The 17723-nt window shown below is 40.5% G+C and carries 19 protein-coding genes; all 19 read left to right on the top strand.

The features are described from left to right. The first annotated feature begins 62 nt into the window (after nucleotides 1–62). A complete protein-coding gene (gene map / locus WMO13_RS08385) occupies nucleotides 63–851 on the top strand; it encodes a type I methionyl aminopeptidase (protein WP_270049090.1) in 789 nt (262 codons plus the stop codon). Nucleotides 852–1067: 216 nt separating this feature from the next. Continuing rightward, nucleotides 1068–2237 (top strand): FAD-dependent monooxygenase, encoded by a 1170-nt coding sequence (locus WMO13_RS08380; protein WP_026878156.1) that lies wholly within the window; start codon nucleotides 1068–1070, stop codon nucleotides 2235–2237. A 202-nt stretch (nucleotides 2238–2439) separates the two neighbouring features. After that, nucleotides 2440–3651, top strand: a complete 1212-nt coding sequence (locus WMO13_RS08375; protein ID WP_026878155.1) for a UbiH/UbiF/VisC/COQ6 family ubiquinone biosynthesis hydroxylase — start codon at nucleotides 2440–2442, stop codon at nucleotides 3649–3651. Between the two features lie 16 nt (nucleotides 3652–3667). Then, on the top strand, nucleotides 3668–3919 hold the full coding sequence (locus WMO13_RS08370; RefSeq protein ID WP_026878154.1) for a hypothetical protein: 252 nt from the start codon (nucleotides 3668–3670) through the stop codon (nucleotides 3917–3919). A gap of 9 nt (nucleotides 3920–3928) precedes the next feature. Further along, nucleotides 3929–4216 (top strand): cell division protein ZapA, encoded by a 288-nt coding sequence (locus WMO13_RS08365; RefSeq protein ID WP_026878153.1) that lies wholly within the window; start codon nucleotides 3929–3931, stop codon nucleotides 4214–4216. A 480-nt stretch (nucleotides 4217–4696) separates the two neighbouring features. Beyond that, nucleotides 4697–5107: an HIT domain-containing protein gene (locus WMO13_RS08360; RefSeq protein WP_026878152.1), complete on the top strand. Its 411-nt coding sequence runs from the start codon at nucleotides 4697–4699 to the stop codon at nucleotides 5105–5107. Nucleotides 5108–5152: 45 nt separating this feature from the next. Then, nucleotides 5153–6316, top strand: a complete 1164-nt coding sequence (locus WMO13_RS08355) for a YihY/virulence factor BrkB family protein (protein WP_051396034.1) — start codon at nucleotides 5153–5155, stop codon at nucleotides 6314–6316. A gap of 188 nt (nucleotides 6317–6504) precedes the next feature. Continuing rightward, the gene (locus WMO13_RS08350; protein WP_026878151.1) at nucleotides 6505–6951 is read left to right on the top strand and encodes a YcgN family cysteine cluster protein; all 447 of its coding nucleotides are present in this window, start codon (nucleotides 6505–6507) and stop codon (nucleotides 6949–6951) included. 119 nt (nucleotides 6952–7070) lie between these two features. Next, nucleotides 7071–7550 carry a cyclic pyranopterin monophosphate synthase MoaC gene (moaC, locus tag WMO13_RS08345; protein WP_026878150.1) on the top strand — a complete coding sequence of 160 codons (480 nt, stop codon included), beginning with the start codon at nucleotides 7071–7073 and terminating at the stop codon, nucleotides 7548–7550. Between the two features lie 72 nt (nucleotides 7551–7622). After that, nucleotides 7623–8138 (top strand): YceD family protein, encoded by a 516-nt coding sequence (locus WMO13_RS08340; RefSeq protein ID WP_084331395.1) that lies wholly within the window; start codon nucleotides 7623–7625, stop codon nucleotides 8136–8138. A 77-nt stretch (nucleotides 8139–8215) separates the two neighbouring features. Then, on the top strand, nucleotides 8216–8410 hold the full coding sequence (gene rpmF / locus WMO13_RS08335) for a 50S ribosomal protein L32 (RefSeq protein ID WP_026878149.1): 195 nt from the start codon (nucleotides 8216–8218) through the stop codon (nucleotides 8408–8410). A 133-nt stretch (nucleotides 8411–8543) separates the two neighbouring features. Further along, entirely contained in the window at nucleotides 8544–9572 is a 1029-nt protein-coding gene (plsX, locus tag WMO13_RS08330) for a phosphate acyltransferase PlsX (protein ID WP_026878148.1), read from the top strand. 11 nt (nucleotides 9573–9583) lie between these two features. Then, a complete protein-coding gene (locus tag WMO13_RS08325) occupies nucleotides 9584–10537 on the top strand; it encodes a beta-ketoacyl-ACP synthase III (protein WP_026878147.1) in 954 nt (317 codons plus the stop codon). Nucleotides 10538–10866: 329 nt separating this feature from the next. Further along, nucleotides 10867–11808 carry an ACP S-malonyltransferase gene (fabD, locus tag WMO13_RS08320; RefSeq protein ID WP_026878146.1) on the top strand — a complete coding sequence of 314 codons (942 nt, stop codon included), beginning with the start codon at nucleotides 10867–10869 and terminating at the stop codon, nucleotides 11806–11808. After that, nucleotides 11783–12406 carry an inner membrane-spanning protein YciB gene (locus WMO13_RS08315; protein ID WP_026878145.1) on the top strand — a complete coding sequence of 208 codons (624 nt, stop codon included), beginning with the start codon at nucleotides 11783–11785 and terminating at the stop codon, nucleotides 12404–12406. Before fabD ends, WMO13_RS08315 begins: the two co-directional genes overlap by 26 nt. A 193-nt stretch (nucleotides 12407–12599) precedes the next feature. After that, nucleotides 12600–12872 (top strand): BolA family protein, encoded by a 273-nt coding sequence (locus WMO13_RS08310; RefSeq protein WP_026878144.1) that lies wholly within the window; start codon nucleotides 12600–12602, stop codon nucleotides 12870–12872. A gap of 13 nt (nucleotides 12873–12885) precedes the next feature. Then, complete coding sequence (locus tag WMO13_RS08305; protein WP_026878143.1) at nucleotides 12886–13779, top strand: peptidylprolyl isomerase; 894 nt, start codon at nucleotides 12886–12888, stop codon at nucleotides 13777–13779. A 198-nt stretch (nucleotides 13780–13977) separates the two neighbouring features. Continuing rightward, the gene (gene sohB / locus WMO13_RS08300; protein ID WP_051396032.1) at nucleotides 13978–15165 is read left to right on the top strand and encodes a protease SohB; all 1188 of its coding nucleotides are present in this window, start codon (nucleotides 13978–13980) and stop codon (nucleotides 15163–15165) included. A gap of 312 nt (nucleotides 15166–15477) precedes the next feature. Continuing rightward, nucleotides 15478–17682 carry a replication restart helicase PriA gene (gene priA / locus WMO13_RS08295; RefSeq protein WP_051396031.1) on the top strand — a complete coding sequence of 735 codons (2205 nt, stop codon included), beginning with the start codon at nucleotides 15478–15480 and terminating at the stop codon, nucleotides 17680–17682. The last annotated feature ends 41 nt before the right edge of the window (nucleotides 17683–17723 follow it).

Here is a 17723-nt window from a genome sequence, read left to right as displayed (position 1 = left end):
TCATAGACCTGCTTATAATGACCAACTGATAGAAACGACAGTGATCAATAGTAAACCTATTTATTAGGAGAAAAGAAAGGAACGATATGTCACAAATTTTTATTAAAGATGCACAACAAATTGAAGGTATCCGTAAAGCAAATCAAGCGGTTGCGAATCTCTTGAAGCGAATTAAACCTTATGTAAAACCGGGCGTTACCACTAAATCACTCGATGAGCTGATTCATAGTTGGATGTTAGAAGAGGGATTAGTATCGGGAAGTCTGAATTATGGTAATCCACCATTCCCCGGCGCATCGTGTATCTCAATTAATCATGTGGTCTGTCATGGGATTCCGGGCGATCGAGCCTTAAAAGAGGGCGATATTGTTAATATTGATATCTGTCTCTCTAAAGATGGTTATTTTGGCGATAGTAGTCAAATGTTCTGTGTTGGGGAAGTTTCGATCTTAGCGCAGCGCCTTGTAGATGTGACCTATGAATGTATGATGCTTGGTATTGAAGTGGTCAAACCGGGCGTGCCTTTCCGCGAAATTGGGCGTGTGATTGAAAAGCATGCGCATGCGCATAATTATTCAGTGGTGCAAGATTTCTGTGGTCATGGTGTAGGCTTAAGCCTACATGAAGCACCTCAAGTATTGCACTATGATTCGCCAATGGTGCGCGATATTATGGCACCCGGTATGATCTTCACGATTGAACCGATGATTAATGTGGGCAAACCTGGCGTTAAAGTGCTCAATGATGGTTGGACAGCGGTCACAAGAGATCGTTCATTGACAGCACAATGGGAACATGCCGTATTAGTGACTGAAACAGGTTATGAAATTTTAAGTCTACCTACAGAGTAGATCAATGTACTCATCTTGATGAATGGAAGCGTATAATTCTTATAGAGGATTATGACGCTTTTATTGTTATAGGGTGAGGGATTTCTACCTGAGATATTAAATAGAAATCAAAAAGATAAATATGGGCTTTAATTGTGATGTGTCAATATTCCATTGAGGAAGATCGTTACAATAGAGCGATATGTTATAGATCTAAATAGAGTGGGAAATTGGAAGATGGAAGGGTTAGAGAAGCGTATTTTAATTTCAGGGGCGGGACCGATAGGCCTCTCTTTCGCATTAGGATTGCAAAAGAGTCCATTATCAATTGTCGTCGTGGATCAACATAAGAAGCCTACAGCTGCTCTCTTAGAGCAAGATACGAGAATGATCGCGCTCTCTCATCGCTCTGTAAAATTTCTTGAGTCGATTGATCTGTGGCAGGCGCTTAAACCTTATGCTACTCCGATTGAGAGTGTGCATGTCTCTGAAAAAGGCTACGCAACGAAAGTAGAACTCTACGCCTCTGATCATCATCTAGAGGATTTTGGTGCGCTGATTCCGCTTGGGCGCTTAGTATTGGGAATGCATGAAGCAATTGAAGCTTGTGATAACATCATTTACTTAGATGAAACGCGTCTCACTGATTATCAAGTGGTGGACGGTAAAGCAGAATCTATTTTGCAATCACTGAGCCGAAAAGAGGCCGATACTTTTGATTGGATTATTGCAGCAGAAGGCATGCATTCTCACTTACGGATGCTCTCTGGTATTGAGTCTTATCATACTGATTATGATCAAGTAGCGGTTATTGCGCGCGCACGTTTTAATAAGCCCCATCGCAATATGGCGTATGAACGCTTTACGAGCGATGGGCCATTAGCCTTATTGCCTATTGGTAGTCATGAAATGGCAGTAGTATTAATTGCTGATCGTGCGGATAAAGAGATGTGGGAATCGGCGTCTAATGAACGATTTGCCGATGAGATTATCTATCGTATCGGCTATGAATTAGGCGATGTGGAAGCAGTCACAGATCGACATGTGTGGGAGCTATCTCTCATGATTCCTAAAACGGTCTGTAAATCTTGTTTAACACTGATTGGTAACAGCGCGCATTCGCTGCATCCTATTGCCGGGCAAGGGCTTAATTTAGGTTTTCGAGATTGCGAGTTGTTACTGCCTTATTTTGCAGGCGGGAATATTCCGACCTTAGAGACGCTTAAACCGTATCAAAAAGATCGTCGGAAAGATGTAGTGAAAGTCGTCGGTGCGACTGATTTCCTTGTACGAGGTTTTGGGATCGATATTCCGATTGCGCCACATATTCGTAATGTGGCATTGCGCTTAGTTAGTCATTTGCCACCCCTAAAGAAGCGGATTGCGCGTTTTGGCATGGGATATTAGGGGAATATCAGAGAAAAATCAGGGACGTATTAGAGTTTAGCGTAGTGATTTAAAATAATGATTTCAGAATAATGATTTCAGAATAACGATTTCAGAATGATGTTCTTAGAATGGAGAATTCAAAATTCTGGCTTCAAAAATATATAAGAGTGAGCGTGCTTGATGGATAAGCATTCATAGATAAAAGAGTCGAGGTATTGATATGAGTAACCGATTTGATGTTATTATTAATGGCGCAGGATTAGTAGGATCAAGTATTGCAATTGGTTTGGCAAAGGCCGGAATGAAAGTTTTAGTGATTGAATTTCATCCTCTTGCAAAGCTCTATCCTACAGATGATTACGGCCTGCGTGTGTCGGCTTTTACTCCGTCAAGTAAGAAGTGGTTGCAATATGTGGATGCTTGGGATGGATTGCAACATACAGGTCGAGTAACACCATTCTTACATATGCATGTCTGGGATGAAGGTGGCCGAGGGGAATTGACCTTTGATGCACAAGGCACTGGTTCTGATGCTTTAGGTTGGATTATTGATAATGAAGCAACGCAAGGCGTACTGCTTGATCGGGCGCAGAAGCTGGAGAATTTGACGATTCTAGATAATACGAAACTAGAATCTTTTGTACGTAAAGGCGATCTCGTTGAAGTAACGCTTAGTAATGGCGATACTTATGAAACGGAATTAGTCGTTGGCGCGGATGGTGGACGTTCATTGGTGCGGGATTGGGCGAATATTCCGACAACAGGCTGGAGTTATGGACAGAAAACTATTGTAGGTCAAGTTCGCCCTGAAAAGAGTCATGAAAATAGCTGCTGGCAACGATTTTTAGAAAATGGACCATTAGCGCTTCTCCCCCTTAGTGATGGTCGCTGTTCACTCGCTTGGCATACGACTTTCGAAGAGGCAGATGAATTATTAGCACTATCGCCGGAAGCATTTTCTGAACGGTTAACGAATGGTTTTGAAGGAAAATTTGGTAAAATTGAAGTTGCAGGCGAGTTAGGGGCTTTTCCGCTTCGTTTAAATCATGCGCAACACTATGTGCGAGCAAATTTTGCCCTTGCCGGAGATGCGGCGCATTCGATTCATCCGCTAGCAGGATTAGGGGTCAATATTGGCTATCTTGATTCGGCCACCTTGGTTGAGGAGTTAATCAATGCTAAAAAGGCAGGAATTTCGCTAGGGGATATGACCATTTTAAAACGGTATGAGAAACGCCGAAAAGCCCATAACCTATTGATTATGGGCTCTATGGATCTTTTTAAACGCAGTTCTACCAGTAAGTCTGGGTTTGTAAAAGGGGTTCGAAATCTCGGATTATCGGCAGCGGATAAGCTTCCTTTTGTGAAAAAACGTCTTGCAAGAATGGCAATGGGGTATTATGGAGATATTCCAAGTTTTGTTAAACCATAAAAGAGGGAATTAGATCGTGTCAGAGACAGTAAAAGCGGCATATGATATGCTTGAGAAGAAAATCATCGCACTAGGGTCGCAAAAAAATGAATTGAAAGTAGCATTACAAGAAGAGAAGGATCGTAATGCTGCTTTGCAAGCAGATATGGCTGCATATAAACAGACTGTAGAGCAAGAGAATAGTCGATTAGTCGCCGATAATGCGCTCTTATCTGAGAAACTCAATAAATTGATTTCTCGCGTTGAATCGATGCAACAAAATATGTAGGAGAAAAAAATGAGCGAAACAGTTGTAGTACCTATTCGAATTGCCAATGAAGAGTATCCTATTAGTAGCCCGGCTTCTGAGGTGGATGTGTTAAAAGAATCTGCAGCAAGATTAGATGCAGAGATCAGTAAATTACGGGAGAAAGGTCGCCTCTCTCTTGAGAAAGCGGCTGTCATGGCAGGCCTTATTATTGCGAGTGAATTAATCCGTGCGGAAAAAGGATCGGCGCTTGCAGATTTTAAATTCCGGGAGCAACTGATGGCGTTAAGTAAAACTATTGATCAGTTTCAAGAGTAATACTCAAAAGTAATACTCTAAAGATACTTAGCTAATATTTGATGATGAAGCGCTTAAGGATCATTTGAAAACTATTTGAAAGACCATTTGAAGATTATTTGAAGCCCAAGTTTAGAGAAGAATCTCTTTTGAAAATTTCAGAAGAGATTTTTTATATAGACACTATCTCATATAACTTTCGATATCTGTTTGATTCTAGTTTGATTCTAGTTTGATTTTATTTAAATTATTAACCATAATAAAAACAGATAACGGCTATAGATTGACGATAATTGCGATAAATTCGCCATTATAACTTCTATCATTTAAGGTTTAAAATCGCTGATATTAAGTGTTATTAGGCTATCCCTTGTACTATTTAAGGGTAGAAAAATACCCTTAAATAGGGGATATTAGTCTATCTATTATTTTTATAACGATGATCATGACCGTTAACAACTCAAGATAATTATCAAAGATAACAACTAAAGGAAAAGAATCATGCAGTTAAATGAAGAGTTAGCAAAAAATAGCCGTTTTGTCACAGACCTCCCTTTATGTGAAGTGCGTATTCAAAATGAAGCGCGCTTTCCTTGGATTATTTTGATTCCAAAACGGGATAATGTGGCAGAAATTATTGATCTCTCAATTGAAGATCAGGAGCAACTTCTGAAAGAGCTACGGATGGCTTCAAAAGTGATGCAGAGTGCATTTAATGCCGATAAGCTTAATATTGGTGCGCTTGGAAATATCGTTCGTCAATTGCATCTGCATGTAATTGCGCGTTATGAGGCGGATCTTGCTTGGCCAAATCCGGTATGGGGTTACTTTGAATTAAGTACACAATATGCCTCAGATGCCTTAAGTCGCCGTATCGCTCTAATCAAAGATGCATTCGATGAACTCGCGTAGAATTTTACTTTAGATTCCAAACGCTTTAACGAACAACATCCATTTATGAAAGCAATTATCGAAAAATTAGAAGCTTGGCTTTGGTCAAAAGAGGGATCCTGTTTTCTTTTTCGGCGTATTATTCAGATTATCTATCGTCTTGCGATTCAATATGAGCAAGCAAATTTTAAAGAGCGAGCGCAGGCATTGACCTATACGACAATGCTCTCAATCGTGCCGCTATTGGCGATTACCTTTTCGATTTTAGCGGGATTTGGCGTACACAATGAGCTTGAGCCCTTAATGCTTAAAGGGTTAGCCTTCTTAGGTGAGCAAAATGCCAATGATTTCGTCAATTTATTGGTGGGATTTGTGGAGAATACTCGAGGGGTGATTCTCGGGGGAGCGGGATTTGTGGTATTGCTTTATACTGCAATTAACCTAATGACGACAATTGAATCGGCCTTTAATCGTATTTGGCGCGTAGCAAAAGGGCGCTCTTTACGGGAGCGAATTCTCAATTATGTCGTTGTGATTTTAATTGGGCCGATCTTTGCTTTTCTTGCTTTCTCATTTCTTTCAAGTTCTATTGTGTTGCGTGTTAGCGGCTTTGTCTCTAATCCATTGATTAACTTTCTATTAGGTCAAGCTTTTACAATCGGCATCGTTACCTTTGTGATTTGGCTTGGATATATCTTTATTACCTACCGTAAAGTGGATATTATTCCTGCGCTTATCGGGGCGTTAATTGCTTCAAATGCTTGGTATTTTATCGGGAAGCTCTTTACCTATTTTGTGGTGATGTCAGGTAAACAATCACAGATCTATTCAGGTTTTGCGAGTGTCGTGCTCTTTATTATGTGGATGTATCTCTCTTGGCTAATTGTTCTGGTGGGAAGTCAAATAGCTTACTATTTACAATTTCCCGAGAAGATCTTGCAAGATGATGATGGGGTAGAAAAGGCAAGTCAGTTAGAGGTCACGCTCTGCTTAGAAGCGAAAGATATCGACCGACAAGAGTGGTTTGTGAAATCGATGAAGAGTGAATCCGTAGATGTTAATGTGCCAGTGAAAAATAATAAGGTGGAATCAATCCTGACACTGAAAAAAGTGAAAGAGGAGACTGTCCATCAGATTGCCAATGCAACTGTAGTGCAAACTGTAGAGGAGATCCCGCAAGATGCCTTTACGGGTGATGAAACGACTCATTCAGAGAAGCGCCCAAGTTAGATATTCTCAAGTTAGATATCATTTGATGATATATCCCCAACAAATAGAGTATCGAGAGAATCGTTGATACGTTTTCATCTCTTTTGCTGAAATAGACTATTTTATTGCTCGTAATGGTAGAGAGTTGCTTATAATGACGAGAATTTAGAAAGATTCTTAAGCATAGGTAAAAGGGTAGAAATAGAATCATGAGAGAAAAATTTTGGGAAGCGCCGCTCGAGTCATTATCGACTCAAGAATGGGAGGCGCTCTGTGATGGCTGTGGGCTCTGTTGTTTGAATAAGCTAGAAGATGAAGATACTGGTGAAATTCTCTATACACGTGTTGCCTGTAATCTGCTCGATACTTGTCACGGTGGCTGCCGGCAGTATCGGGTTCGCCATCAATATGTGCCGGAGTGTATCTCACTACAATTAGTAGATATTCCACAATTAGCCTGGTTACCTGAAAGTTGCGCCTATCGACTGCGTTATGAAGGGAAGCTACTGCCAAGTTGGCATTACCTCTTATCAGGAGATCGGACTTTAGCGAGAATGCGTAGTGGAATGGCGAATTTAGCTTTGATTCATGAGAATGAAATGGATGAGGATTGTGATCTAGAAGATTACGCAGTCGATGCGTCGGCATTTAAATAAGGCTTATTTTTTGAACTGATCTGAGTATATCATCAGCCGGTGGGGTTATGAGGATTTTCCAAGTAGCATAGGCTATAATAGAAAATTGATGAGAGATGTCTAAAAGAGAGAGAAATAGAATGGGAAAATCACAATTAACACATTTGAATGCGGCTGGTGAAGCACATATGGTGGATGTCAGTAATAAGGCTGTAACAAAGCGTATTGCTCTTGCGACAGGTTCAATTACGATGAATGAAGCTGCATTTACCGCACTAGTTGAAGAGAAAGTTTCTAAAGGTAATGTACTCGGTATTGCTCGCGTTGCAGCCATTCAGGGTGCTAAAAAAACCTCAGACTTGATTCCCCTTTGTCACCCTTTGCCTCTTACAAAAGTAAATGTGGAATTTGAATTAGTGGAAGCTGAACGTAAAGTGATTGCCGAGGTTGAGGTCTCGACAAATGGTGTTACAGGGGTTGAGATGGAAGCTTTAACTGCAACGTCGGTTGCCTTATTGACAGTTTATGATATGTTAAAGGCTATTGATAAACGGATGGAGATTTCATCGATTGCCCTACTTCGTAAACAGGGTGGTAAAAGTGGTGATTTTGTCCGTTAGCGAATGGATTTATTGCAAAAAAATATGCAATAGATTAATATATCCCTCTTTATTTAGAATTGATGGTGTTCTTTGAATTACTCTACATTATCCATATGGCAAGCCATTGAACATGGTTATGTGGTCGAAAATGACCATTTACCGAGTAAGTTCTTCCCTCGTTTAGAGGCAGCAGTTGAGAAGATCAATGGTGATATTGTGTTGTCATTTAGCGCAGGTCTCGATGAGAACCAACATCAAAGTATTATCGGCACAGCTTCTGTCAATGTTGACGTGGAATGTCAGCGCTGTCTTGAGCCTTTCCCCCTTGAAGTGGAGGTTCAATTTCGCTGGATTCCTGTAAAAAGTGAATATGAAGCGGAGCTTGTAGGCGATGATGCAGATGTGATTATTGTCGAAGAGGCAGATCCTGTCGGCTTTCTTTATCATGTAGAAGATGAGTTATTAATGGCATTGCCGATTATTCCTTATCATGAAGATGATGAACCTTGTGCGGGTCGGGATTTTCTAAAGAATCAGGAACATCTGGAAGAAGAGGATAAGAAAAATCCTTTTGCTATCCTGACAGATCTATTAGACCAAAAGTAATTGCAATAATGAATTTCGTAAATTCGCTATAGTAGTTTCTACCACTTAACAGAATTTGTATTTTAGGAGTTGTTAACATGGCTGTACAAAAATCGAAAGTAACCCGTTCAAAAAGAGGCATGCGTCGTGCGCATGATTTCTTAACTGCTCGTCCTGTGAGCATTGACAAGACTTCTGGTGAAACTCATTTACGTCATCACGTAACTGCAGATGGGTATTACCGTGGTCGTAAAGTGATCACTAAAAATGAACAAGTTATCGATCAAGAGTAATCCTCGTTGATTTAGGATCGATAGACATTTATCGAAAGACCTACGCATATATCTTGGATTGGAGATAGCGTAGGTTTTTTATTATTAAATAGGAAAATGAAGTAGGAATTGCAAAGTGATTAAGAATCATCAGATGCAAATTAAACTCGCTGTCGACATGATGAGCGGTGACAATGGTGCCCAGGAGTTCTTGCCGGCCGTTGTGAGTGCTCTTAATGTACATGATAATCTTTCTGTATTGGCAATTGGTAGAAGTGATGAACTGTTGCCATTGTTGGAGAAAGAACCTTTTTTTAAATCGGGAAGAATTACCTTAATTCCTGCAACAGAAGTGGTGGAGATGGATGATGCACCGCAAAGTGCATTGCGGAATAAGAAAGATTCATCTATGCGAGTTGCGATTGATTGTGTTAAAGATGGACGAGCGGATGCTGCGATGTCAGCCGGAAATACGGGTGCCTTACTAGCAACCGCTAAATTTGTCCTGAAAACGTTACCTGGCATTATGCGTCCGGCAATCTGTACTTCTATTCCTTCATTGAGAGAGCGGGGGTATGTTCATCTGCTCGATTTAGGCGCAAATGTGGATGTTACGCCTGAACACCTTTATCAATTTGCGAAGATGGGCGCATTACTCTCATCTGCAGTGAGTGGAGATCCCGAGCCTAAAGTATCACTCATGAATATCGGTACAGAAGCGATGAAAGGGAATGAGTTAGTTCGTGGTACGGTGCCTCTCATGGAAAATTCGGGGCTCAATTATATTGGTTTTACAGAGCCTGATGGAATCTTCTTCGATGATGTAGATGTGATTGTCTCAGATGGCTTTACCGGTAATATTGCGCTTAAGACGTTAGAAGGAACGATTAAAATGATCGTGAATCAACTCTCAAGTTCATTTAAGCGTAATCTTTTCACGAAATGTGCGGCGGTAGTATCGCTTCCTGTTATTAACGATTTGAAAGTAAAGCTCGATCCTCGCAAACATAATGGTGCGAGTTTATTAGGATTACGTGGTATTGTGGTAAAATCCCATGGCAATGCTGATCGAATCTCTTTTCAAAATGCAATAGAGATTTCGGTGAAGCTCGTGGAGCAAAAGATCATTGAGAAGATGCGTAAACAATTTGAAACTGCGGAGATGAAGCAGTCAGAAGAATAGGTTGGATAGGGATGAATTCAAGAATAATCGGAACAGGGCAATATTTGCCACCTAATATTGTCACTAATCAGATGTTATCTGAAACGGTTGATACGAGTCATGAATGGATTGTGGAGCGGACAGGTATCTGCCAACGCCATATAGCAGATGATGATGCAACGACTGCGGCATTAGCCTTTGAAGCGGCGAAAAATGCCTTAGCGGATGCCAATATTACAGCTGATGATATTGATCTGATTGTGCTTGCAACAACGACACCAGATCAGACTTACCCCTCTACAGCGACAATAGTACAAGAGATGCTCGGGAATCATCACGCTGCTTCCTTTGATATTAGTGCTGCATGTTCTGGCTTTATCTATGCGTTATCCATTGGGGATAATTTTATTAAAGCTGGTAGTGCACAGCGGGTATTGATTATTGGTTCTGAAATCTATTCTCGAATTTTAGATTGGGAAGATCGCACCACATGTGTGCTCTTTGGTGATGGTGCGGCAGCGGTTGTACTAGAAGCAACTGAGGATGAAGGGGTTATTGCGACACACCTACATGCAGATGGTCGTTATCAAGATCTCTTGTCTGTGAAAAAGAGCGTTATCTCTAAGCCCGATATCTATCCTTTTGTACAGATGAAAGGCAATGAAGTATTTCGGCATGCAGTCACAAAGCTTCATGAAATTGTCGAAGAGACTTTGACAGCAGCAAATCTTACAGGGAATGATATTGATTGGCTCATTCCTCATCAGGCAAATTTGCGTATTATGACGGCAACCGCAAAGCGCGCAGGTATGCCCAAAGAGAAGATGATTGTCACCGTTGATCAGCATGCCAATACCTCTGCAGCGAGTATTCCTTTAGCGCTTGATGTGGCGCGGAAAGATGGTCGTATTAAGAAAGGTGATTTAGTGTTGATGGAAGCTTTCGGCGGTGGTTTTACGTGGGGTTCAGCGCTAGTCAGAATGTAGTGATTAATATCCATAGATAGCTCATAAAATGATATCAGAATATTAGGCTGATGCATTGATTGATAGAGTTTGTCCCAAGTGGCGTGATATAGAAATTGAATAGGATCGTAATAGAGACAACATAGTGGTATTCTATTACGATCCTATAGTGTAAGAAGCCTCTGTTGCATTAAGAATGTCAAAGAGACAGCGTGTGCTAGCGAAAGGGTCGATACTCTTTATCGCAGTATTGTAATATCGACAGATTGATCAAAGTAATATTATTTATAGCTTAAGATTGAATTAAGCTAAATGAATTAAGATTAATTTATAGTAAAAGAGAAGAAGAGATGAGCGAGATTAATCAAACATTAGCATTTGTATTTCCAGGACAAGGATCTCAATCTGTAGGTATGATTGCAGATCTGTTAGATCATGCCATTGTTGAACAGACTTTATTAGAGGCTGATGAGGCTTTAGGTTTTTCTCTATCTGATATTATTCGCAGCGGTGATGAAGTTGCCCTTGGCAAAACAGAGATCACGCAACCTGCGATTTTAACTGTCAGTATCGCACTGTGGCGTGTATGGATCGCAGAAAATGGTGCAAAACCTGCTTTTTTTGCAGGTCATAGCTTAGGTGAGTACTCTGCCTTAGTCGCTGCTGGTGTTATGGCATTTAAAGATGCGGTACGATTAGTGCATTTCCGCGGACAATATATGCAAGAAGCAGTGCCGGAAGGAACAGGGGCAATGGCTGCAATTTTGGGATTAGATGATGCGGCTGTTATAGCGCTTTGTGAAGATTCAGCAGAAAAAGGTATTGTATCTGCTGTGAATTTTAATTCTCCAGGACAAGTTGTGATTGCCGGTCAAAAAGAGGCGGTAGCGGCTGCCTGCGATCTTGCAAAAGAACGAGGTGCAAAACGGGCGCTCTTGCTACCTGTTTCAGTGCCATCTCACTCTGTATTAATGAAACCTGCGGCAGAACGTCTTGCAACGATGCTAGATAACATGTTGCTAGCTTCACCGAGTGAAGTGGTGATTCATAACGTAGATGTGCAAGCCCATTATGATGTAGAAGAGATTAAAACAGCGCTGATTAGTCAGCTTTATGAGCCTGTGAGATGGACAGAAACGATCGAGCAATTAGTTCGTGAAGGGGTCACAACAATTGTTGAATGTGGCCCAGGTAAAGTCTTAACAGGGTTAATTCGCCGTATTGATAAAAGTTTAATCACTTATAATGTATTTGATGGAGCTTCCCTTGACCGAGTTATCAAAGAAATCTAAATATCAAGCCATCCCCCAGCTAATCTTAGGATTAGGAACCATTCTTTTTATTGCAATCTACCTCTTTTTTAATAAAGATTTAGTACTTGCGACGAAAGCACTTGTAGGCTGTGCCTTTATTGCTTTAGTTGTTTCTCTGATCTTTTTTCGCTATACGACAAAGCGTAAAGATTGGTTGATTCTTGTGGCTACGATTCTGTTCGGGGCGATGACGATCTATTTTGATAATGACATCTTTATTAAATGGCGCACGACGATTATTAATGTGGTGATCGCCTTAGGATTAGTTGGGATGTTTTATCTTAAAAAATCACCGATTAAGATGATTTTTGAGAAGCCTCTAGAATTAGAATTACCAGACAGTGAATGGTTACGCACTAATTTATGGTGGGCGGCTTATATGTTGATGATGGCGCTTCTCAATAGCATTATTGTCTTATTAGAGCTCTCAAATGATATTTGGATGACTTTTAAGATGATTATCAACCCTGCAATTACATTTATATTAGCCTTAACTCTAATTATCTATCTAGTCAAAAAGAGTAAGGCATATAAAATTGCAAAAGCGAGCATTGAACAACAGAAGCAAGAAGAGTAATACAGATCTCAGAAGGATGAAGATCTTCATTAGTATTTTAAGAAGCTGTTACTCGATAGGCTTATAATGTATACAAGTGGGAATTGGATTCCGCCGGTATATATGAGCTATAGTGAATATAAGTTATCAATATAAATTTTATTAGAGTTAAATAGTAATATTATTCTTTAATATTAAAAGAAAGATAAAAAAGATGAATAATCAAGCAAAATTAGATAAAATTAAAAGCTTGTTAATGGATTCATTGTCACCCTCTTATTTAGAGGTGATTGATGATAGTCATCTGCATATAGGACATGCGGGAGCACGCGGTGGCGGTGGGCATTTTACAGTGAAAATTGCCTCACCTAAATTAGAGGGATTGACATTAATTAAGCAACATCGCTTGATTTATCAAGCATTAGATACCATGATGCAAGAAGAGATTCATGCATTAAGTATTCAAATTATGACTCAAAAACCATGAGGAAAGAGTAAAAATGAGAAAATTATTCAAAACAACATTATTAACTACAGCATTAATGGGTGCATTTTCAATGGCGGTCGCACAACAACCTGCTGCGACAACTGCTGCACCTGCTGTCGCGGAAGAATCTGTATATGTATTTCAAGATCCCGTTGCTACAATTGATGGACGCGAAGTATCTAAGAGTGAATTTGAAAATTTCTTACTTCTCTCTCAAGGTGTTGAAGCTAATGCGGTCGAAAATGAAGCGCTTGCAAAGCAGTTGGTGCTCCTTTTAGGTACACAGGAAGCATTAGCAAAAGAAGCAACAAAGCGTGGTCTTGATAAAGACAAAGATTATCAAATGAAGGTGAAGTTAATTGGTGATCTTTTCTTATCTGACCTTCTGTTTCAAGATATGTTAGCAAAAGGTGAGATTTCTGATGCTGAGATTAAAGCACAGTATGAAGCCGCTGTTTCTCAACTTGAAAAACAAGAGTATGAAGCATCACATATCTTAGTTGAGACTGCAGAAGAAGCACAAGCAATCATCGATGCAATCAACAAAGAGCAAACACCTGAAGCTAAAAAAGCATTGTTCGCAAAAGATGCCAAAGAGAAATCACTCGATACAGCAACAGCTGAACGTGATGGCAGTATTGGTGGCTGGTTCCGTTTATCAATGATGGATCCAAGTTTTGGGGAAGCGCTTAAAACTATGAAAAAAGGTGAGATGAGTCAAAAACCTGTGCAATCACAATTTGGTTATCACGTGATTGTATTAGATGATGTTCGTGATCTTGATATCAAACCTTATGCTGATTTAGATGAAGCAACTAAATTACAACTTGCACAGCCTCTATTCCAAGAATATGTGAATAAAGTACAACAAGGCGTTAAAGTTGAGTTACCTGCTGAGAAAAAATAATATCGATCTAATAAACTAAAGCATTTAAAGTCAGCTTTGATAGAAAGATTAATCTATATTAAAAGTTGAATGCTTAAATTAGATAACGAATATTATTATTCTGCTACAATCTGTAGTTTAGTAGAGATAATACACATTTCAACCTGATTCTCTGAAAAGATGAATCAGGTTTTTTATCATTAGGTGATATAGATATATATGATTTATTTAATTGATTTTATTCTTTTTTTGGCAAAAACGGCGACCTTATTAGTAGGATTTATTGCCTTGATTCTCTTTTTGGTATCACTGCGTAATACGAATAGCGGCAATAGTGGCGGTAAAATAGAGTTTAAAGATCTCGGCGATCGTTTTACCCAAATTGAGGAAGGATTTTTAGAGTTTAGTAAACAAGATTCAGAAGAGAATGATCAATCTGACATATCAAAAAACAAAAAATCAGATAATGCTGATAGTGTAGATAAAGCAGAGAATAAGCAAGAAGCAGATAATGCTTCAGAGAGAGATAGCTCTGTAGGATCAGATCAGTCGACTCAATCAACACAATCAACACAATCAACACAATCTAATCAGAGTATAAAATCTGCAAAAACGGCTAAAGAGACAAAACCAAAGCGCTTCTGGCAATTCTGGAAAAAAGAGGAAGAGGAGGGTGTTGAGCCTAAATCGAAAACACTCTATGTATTAGAATTTGATGGTGATGTGCATGCAGAAGAGGTGAAGAATCTTCGGGAAGAGGTATCGGCACTTTTGCATATTGCTAAGCCGGAAGATGAAGTCTTACTGAAATTAACCAGTCCAGGTGGGGCGGTGAATAGCTATGGGCTTGCAGCTTCTCAGTTGGTACGTATTCGGGACAAAGGTCTTAAACTGACCGTTTCGGTTGATGAAGTCGCCGCAAGCGGAGGTTACTTGATGGCGTGCGTGGCGAATCATATTGTGGCTGCACCTTTTGCTATTGTGGGCTCTATTGGTGTCGTTGCGGCAATGCCAAACTTCCATAAAGTATTAAAAAAATATAATGTGGATTATGAACAGTTTACCGCCGGAGAATATAAGCGCACGGTGACAATGTTCGGTGAGAATACCGATGAGGCGAAAGAGAAATTTACCGAAGAATTAGTGGAAATTCATAAAGTATTTAAGAGCTTTGTACAGCAATATCGTCCTGAATTGGATATCGAAGCGATTGCAACCGGTGAATATTGGTTGGCGGTGAAAGGCTTAGAATTAAAGTTAGTGGATGAACTTAAAACAAGTGATGCTTATATTTTAGATGCTATTGACGATTATAATGTCTATAGCATTAAGTATGTGGAGAAGACAACGGTTCGCCAAGGACTCTCTCGTTTCTTGACGCGAATTATGAAGCGTATTCCATTCTAAATGAATGATTATTTAGGATTTCAGGGTTGTTTTAGAGCAGCGAATAGGGAATTTAAAAGGACATAGAGTCTTATTAAACACCACTTACACAATGCCGGATAGAACAGCTTTCTTACCTCGATCAGCCGATGCGCCGGCATTTAAATAATGCTTATTTTCAAATGATCTTACTATAAAACTGAGCATCTTCGGGCGCTTGGTTTTTTTATTGCGACAGTTTTATACAACAAAATGATCTTATAGGGATTTAAGACAGAGATGGTAAACTATACTCTGTTCACTATTCGGCAATTATGAGGAGAGGAGAGATTGATGGAGCAACCGGCAGATATTGTGGAAGTGGCTTTACCCTGTCCACTCTATAAAACTTTTGATTATCTAACGCCGATTCCTGTTAAAGAGGGCATTCGTGTAGAGGTCAATTTTGCTGGTCGCCGAGTTGTGGGTATTGTGATGACGGTAAAATCAGAGAGTAATTATCCTCGTGAAAAGCTCAAAGCCGTTACAATAATCCTTGATGAAGCCCCGATTTTACAGCCTCAGCTATTAGCATTGGCGAAGTGGATGGCAAGTTACTATCATGCTCCGATTGGGGAGGTGATTCAGCTATTTTTACCGGTATCACTTCGGCAAGGTCGTTCACTATTTGCCGCTGGGCTTAGCTATCAAATTACACCTACCGGCATGATGTGGCGAGAAGCCAAAGAGAATCAGAGGGCAAAGGCGAAGATAGCGATCCTTAAATCTCTTTCCCCTGGCAAACATTATAGCGAAGCGGATCTGTTGCATGCTTTCCCTAATTTCAAAAACCATTGCCGGGCTTTAGTCCAAGAGGGGCTGTTAGACGTTCAGGAACGGCTACATAATGAGATTGCTTCACCACAGCTTCCTACAAAAGAGCCCGCACATCAGCTAACAGAAGCACAGCAGTCGATTGTTGATTCTGTTGTGCATCAAGCGGTTGAAGCGCGAAGTCCTCAAGATCGAATCTCTTTTATTGAAGGCGTTACAGGTTCTGGTAAGACTGCGGTTTATACGGAGATTGCAAGGGCGGTATTAGCAAGAGGTGAGCAGGTCTTAATGCTAGTGCCGGAAATTGGTCTCACGCCACAATTTGTGAGTCGAATCGTTCAGGCTTTAGGCGTTCGCGTTGGAGTTATTCATTCACAAGTGACTGATAGCGAGCGATTTACCACTTGGCGAGGTGCTATGTTGGGGGAATTAGATCTAGTCATCGGAACTCGTTCAGCGCTCTTCACCCCTTTTGCACGATTAGGCTTGATGATTATCGATGAAGCGCATGATGGTTCTTATATTCAGCGAGATGGTGTACGTTATTCAGCGCACAATAGTGCTATTAAGCGGGCTATTTTAGAGTCTGTACCGCTTATTTTAGGGAGTGCAACCCCCACTTATGAGAGTATTTTAAATATTGAACAGGGGCGATTTCGTTACTATCCCTTGCCGGAGCGGGTATCTGGGGAAATGCCCGATTGGGAGATTATCAATTGTCATGAAGAGAAGGTCTATGATGGTATCTCTAATCGAGTATTAGAGGCGATTGAAGCAACTATTGTGCGTAAAGAGCAAGTCCTCATCTTCTTAAATCGCCGGGGATTTTCCCCGGTATTAGCTTGTCTTGATTGTGGTGTGATGCTTGAATGTGATCATTGTAGCTGCTATCTGAATTATCATCGAACAACGGGAAAGTTGCATTGTCATCAATGTGGCCGGCACTATCCTTATCCCGATCATTGTGCCGCCTGTGGTGGCAAGACTTTCAAAGAGTTAGGTGTGGGAACACAGAAGATTGAAAAGGTTTTAAGTGATGCATTTCCACAAGCGAATGTACTTCGTTTTGATCGAGATAGCGTCAAAAATAGTCGTGATCTAGAAGCGCACTTGACTCAAATAGGGGAGCAATCTGCCGATATTATTATCGGTACGCAGATGTTAGCGAAGGGGCACGATTTCCCCAATATCACGTTAGTAGTCCTACTGAATAGCGATGGACTCTTTTTTGCCAATGACTTTCGGGCAGATGAGAAGCTAGCACAGCTTTTAGTTCAGGTTTCAGGGCGAGCAGGCCGTGGTGAGAAACGAGGAAAAGTAATGGTGCAGACAATGTTCCCGGAGCATGCGCTTTTTCATCAGTTGCCGAAAGTAGGCTATCATGCTTATGCATTAGAGGCTTTAGCGATTCGAGAGCTATTAGAGTTGCCACCTTATGCTTACCAGATTTTAGTTCAAGTTGAAGCACGCAGTGAAATGGATGCTTATCACTATTTAGAGGGAATTATGGCCTTTTTGCCGGAAATGGAGGAGGTTGAAGTCACGCCAGTGATGCCTAATAACCTGAGCCGCCGGCAAGATTACTATCGGGTGCATACTATTTTAAAATCCCAATCTCGGGCAAAACTCCATCAAATGGCGCTGCAACTACGTTATATTTATGAGGCGAATGTACGTAAAGATATTCGCTTGTTGATCGAGGTTGATCCGATCGATTTTAGTTAGTGATAAAAAAGGTTACCTCTATTCGGTAACCTTACTTTATG

Source organism: Ignatzschineria larvae DSM 13226, assembly GCF_038500265.1.
Lineage (GTDB): Bacteria > Pseudomonadota > Gammaproteobacteria > Cardiobacteriales > Wohlfahrtiimonadaceae > Ignatzschineria > Ignatzschineria larvae.
This window is presented reverse-complemented; position numbering and strand designations above follow the sequence as displayed.

Coding starts and splice junctions, on each gene's coding strand:
- WMO13_RS08310 (WP_026878144.1), top strand. CDS start 12,600: ATGAATAATCAAGCAAAATTAGATAAAATTAAAAGCTTGTTAATGGAT.
- rpmF (WP_026878149.1), top strand. CDS start 8,216: ATGGCTGTACAAAAATCGAAAGTAACCCGTTCAAAAAGAGGCATGCGT.
- moaC (WP_026878150.1), top strand. CDS start 7,071: ATGGGAAAATCACAATTAACACATTTGAATGCGGCTGGTGAAGCACAT.
- WMO13_RS08380 (WP_026878156.1), top strand. CDS start 1,068: ATGGAAGGGTTAGAGAAGCGTATTTTAATTTCAGGGGCGGGACCGATA.
- WMO13_RS08375 (WP_026878155.1), top strand. CDS start 2,440: ATGAGTAACCGATTTGATGTTATTATTAATGGCGCAGGATTAGTAGGA.
- priA (WP_051396031.1), top strand. CDS start 15,478: ATGGAGCAACCGGCAGATATTGTGGAAGTGGCTTTACCCTGTCCACTC.
- plsX (WP_026878148.1), top strand. CDS start 8,544: ATGCAAATTAAACTCGCTGTCGACATGATGAGCGGTGACAATGGTGCC.
- WMO13_RS08305 (WP_026878143.1), top strand. CDS start 12,886: ATGAGAAAATTATTCAAAACAACATTATTAACTACAGCATTAATGGGT.
- WMO13_RS08360 (WP_026878152.1), top strand. CDS start 4,697: ATGCAGTTAAATGAAGAGTTAGCAAAAAATAGCCGTTTTGTCACAGAC.
- WMO13_RS08325 (WP_026878147.1), top strand. CDS start 9,584: ATGAATTCAAGAATAATCGGAACAGGGCAATATTTGCCACCTAATATT.
- WMO13_RS08350 (WP_026878151.1), top strand. CDS start 6,505: ATGAGAGAAAAATTTTGGGAAGCGCCGCTCGAGTCATTATCGACTCAA.
- fabD (WP_026878146.1), top strand. CDS start 10,867: ATGAGCGAGATTAATCAAACATTAGCATTTGTATTTCCAGGACAAGGA.
- WMO13_RS08365 (WP_026878153.1), top strand. CDS start 3,929: ATGAGCGAAACAGTTGTAGTACCTATTCGAATTGCCAATGAAGAGTAT.
- WMO13_RS08355 (WP_051396034.1), top strand. CDS start 5,153: ATGAAAGCAATTATCGAAAAATTAGAAGCTTGGCTTTGGTCAAAAGAG.
- sohB (WP_051396032.1), top strand. CDS start 13,978: ATGATTTATTTAATTGATTTTATTCTTTTTTTGGCAAAAACGGCGACC.